This is a genomic window from Chryseobacterium sp. VD8 (assembly GCF_037149975.1).
Lineage (GTDB): Bacteria > Bacteroidota > Bacteroidia > Flavobacteriales > Weeksellaceae > Chryseobacterium > Chryseobacterium indicum.
Genome location: NZ_JBBCQL010000336.1, coordinates 1 through 3,295 on the forward strand (window position 1 = coordinate 1; position 3,295 = coordinate 3,295).

3 protein-coding genes are annotated in these 3,295 nt (G+C 37.5%); 1 reads left to right on the forward strand and 2 read right to left on the reverse strand.

Annotation, left to right across the window (positions count from 1 at the left end; all coding sequences use genetic code 11):
• A partial coding sequence (locus WFK35_RS21630; protein ID WP_336734614.1) for a T9SS type A sorting domain-containing protein occupies positions 1-1,656 on the forward strand: 1,656 nt, incomplete at its 5' end.
• A gap of 350 nt (positions 1,657-2,006) precedes the next feature.
• On the opposite strand, the gene WFK35_RS21635 is transcribed toward WFK35_RS21630, so the two are convergent.
• Together WFK35_RS21635 and WFK35_RS21640 are read right to left on the reverse strand one after the other, a co-directional pair.
• Entirely contained in the window at positions 2,007-2,228 is a 222-nt protein-coding gene (locus tag WFK35_RS21635; RefSeq protein ID WP_336734616.1) for a hypothetical protein, read from the reverse strand.
• A 211-nt stretch (positions 2,229-2,439) separates the two neighbouring features.
• Positions 2,440-3,295: cytochrome-c peroxidase (locus WFK35_RS21640; protein ID WP_336734618.1), on the reverse strand; the 856-nt coding region annotated here is incomplete at its 5' end.

A 3,295-nucleotide genomic window follows, 5' to 3' on the forward strand; every position in this document is an offset into this window, starting at 1 on the left:
TATTATTGGGTAAGAGCAAACTGCAGCGGTGCAGCAAGTCAGAGCGCGTGGTCTTTTTCAGGCACATTCAAAACATTATGCGGAGCCATGACTTCCATGTTTGAAGATTTTGAATCTTATACAACAGGAAATATTGTACCGGATTGCTGGGCAAGAATTATTGATACCAACGGAAGCCAGACGATTACAACGACAACACCGGCTTCAGGCGTAAGAAATATTTATCAGTATAGCTCAACGACTCAAAATCCCACAACTGTTGTTCTTCCTCAGTTCAGCAATATTAATGCAGGAACACACTGGTTAAGATTAAAAGCAAGAGTAAGCACTGCGACAGGAACGCTGAATGTAGGATATGTAACTGATCCTGCAAACAGCTCAACATTTGTATTGTTACAGGCTTTAAGCATTAGCAATACCACTTATGGCTCAACAAGCGAATATTCTGTGATCGTTCCTTCCTCTGTTCCTTCCAATGCAAGATTGGCGATCAGAAATACGGCAGACGGAAAATCTTACTATTACGATGATGTATACTGGGAACCTCTTCCGTCATGTTTTGCTCCTTCTGCATTAACTTCGTCTAATGTTTTGGCAAACAGCACAGGAATTTCATGGACGGCTCCGGCTTCAGCTCCGGCAGCAGGATATGAATACTATTATTCTACAGGCAGCACGGCACCAATGGCAGCAACTACTGCATCGGGAACCAGTACAGCCACTTCAACAATCATCAACGGACTTTCTCCGGCTACAACTTACAACATCTGGATAAGATCTGCATGCAGCAGTTCAAATAAAAGTACCTGGTGGGGACCTATTTCGGTTACAACTGCATGTGCCACATTATCTGCGCCGTTTTCTCAGACTTTTGATAATGCAACCGTACCGAACTGCTGGACGAATACCAATCCGGGAAGTACAACAGCGAATCTTTTATGGAAATTTTCAGGAAGCGCCGATTATGGAGCCAACCTTGCCAATAATGGAAGAGCTGCAGGAACTTATGCGTGGGTAGACGCGAGTTCTCCGTACAGCGGAGCGGGAGCCAATACAGTACAACTGGTCACCCCTTCAATAAATTTAACTGGATTAACATCTCCTTATATTTCTTTTGAATGGTTTAAAAATCACTCTACCTCTACAAGTACTACAGTAAGCCCTTCAACGTATGACAATAACAAACTTATCGTAGAAGTAAACAGCGGAAGCGGATGGGTTTCTTTGTGGAGCGACACTTCTAATTCCAACCAGTGGAGATCTGTAGGAATTCCTTTGCCATCCTCTTATAACGGTACCACTATTCAGGTGAGATTTACGGTAGATAAAAATGTAAACGGGAACGGTTATTTTTATGATGATGTATTGCTGGACAATGTTGAGGTAAAACAGAATCCTATTCTGGCAACAAGTGAAGTTTCAGCGGCTAAAAATGCAGTTCAAATATATCCGAATCCTTTCAAAGACACTGTAAGCATTTCAGATATTGAAAAAGTAAAATCCGTGAGCATCAGCGATGTTTCAGGAAGAATAATTAAAACTGTTGAAAATCCTTCAAGAGAAATTAATGTAAGCACATTAAATTCAGGATTATACCTGTTGATTATCCAATTGAAAGACGGTTCTCAGTATACCGTAAAAGCAATAAAAAATTAAGCAATATACGCTGCTTTAAACAAACTCATTTTAAATTTAACCGCAAAAGAGACAGAAGACTCTATTAAAGTATTTCAAAAGTCTGTAAAGAGAAAAAATCTTTGATTTTTAAACTTATGTGCTCTTTTTCCATTTAAGTATTAAGCTTAAACAACTAAAGCGTTACAATCTTTTGCATCTTTTGCGGTAAAAAAAAGTTTAGACAAGTTTAATATAAATACCAACGATGACAGTTGGTATTTATATTAATTTAAAATTTTACAAAATGGAACATCAAAACAAAACTATTTTTAAAGAGAAGTTCGATAAAAATGTTGAAAAAATTATAAATATTTTAAAAGGAACAGGATTTAAAACTTCAGAGATCCTACTTGAGGTTCAGAAGTCTCCCCGTCGGTTAACAATTTATGAAAGTCTTCAATTTTCATTTCAACGGATATTGTAGAACCATCTGTAAGTTTTACAGTAATATAGTTTGTTCTGCCACGAGATTCTTCGTGTACTGATGAAACACTGGCTGTATTAATGATAGCTTTTCCATTAAAGCCATCAAGCTCGATAAATTTAGTCATAATTTTATGTTTTTTTATTTATCAAATATACAAATAAACCATTTACATTTTGTATATCTAGAGAAATATTTATAGACCAAAAGCAAGCGTTAGTTTTAAATATGTTCTATAAAGTAACTTATAATTAACAAAAATTAATTATTAATATTTACATTCGCAGAGGTATGTAAAAATGTATCTGCTTCCAGAACCTCCGGAATTTCCGGAGGTTTTATTTTGGTAATTCGGGCAAATCTATTTTTTCCGTTTTAGAGGATAACGTTTTTAAAAAAGCTTCCAGCTGTGCAATTTCTTCATCCGATAGTTCAAGCATTCTCACCATACCCGATTTTTGAGAATGTAAAGTAATTCCTTCATACACGGTAGATCTTTTCTGTGAATATTCGGGATTTCCCTTGCTGTAAAATTCAATCACTTCTTTTAAACTTGTCATAGAACCGTTGTGCAAATAAGGTGAAGTTTTAGAAACCTCCCTTAAACCCGGAACCCGAAATTTTCCTGCATCATCTGCCATTTTTGTCACCATATATCTGCCTAAATCCTCCCCTTTTTCTCCCAGTAAGGAAGTTCCCACATTTTCAAAACGGTTATTCGAAAAATATCCCGAATTGTGGCAGTTGATACACTGCGCTTTTGTTCTGAAAAGATGAAGCCCCATCAATTCATCATTGGTATACACCTCCTGTTTTCCGTCGATAAATAAATCAAACTTACTCGGAGAACTTTTTACGGTTCTTTCAAAAGTGGCAATAGCTTTGGAAATACGGTCTTTGGTAACGGTTTTATCGCCAAAAGCTTTTTCAAATAAAACTTCATAACCTTTTATCTTTGCAATTTTTCCTGTGGCAATATCAATATGTTCGCTCATTTCACGCTGATCCTGAATCGGCATCTGCGACTGTTCTTCCAGAGATTTTGCTCTTCCGTCCCAAAATAGAGATTTTGCAAAAGCGGCATTCAGGATAGTCATTGCGTTTCGGGTTCCGAGCTGTCTGTCGTGTCCGAAAGAAAACGTTCTGCTGTCGCACCATCCCAATTCCGGATCGTGGCATGAAGCACAGGCAATC

What these genes read in the sequence shown, in the direction of transcription:
- WFK35_RS21635 (WP_336734616.1), bottom strand. Translation starts at nt 2,228, where the DNA reads ATGACTAAATTTATCGAGCTTGATGGCTTTAATGGAAAAGCTATCATT.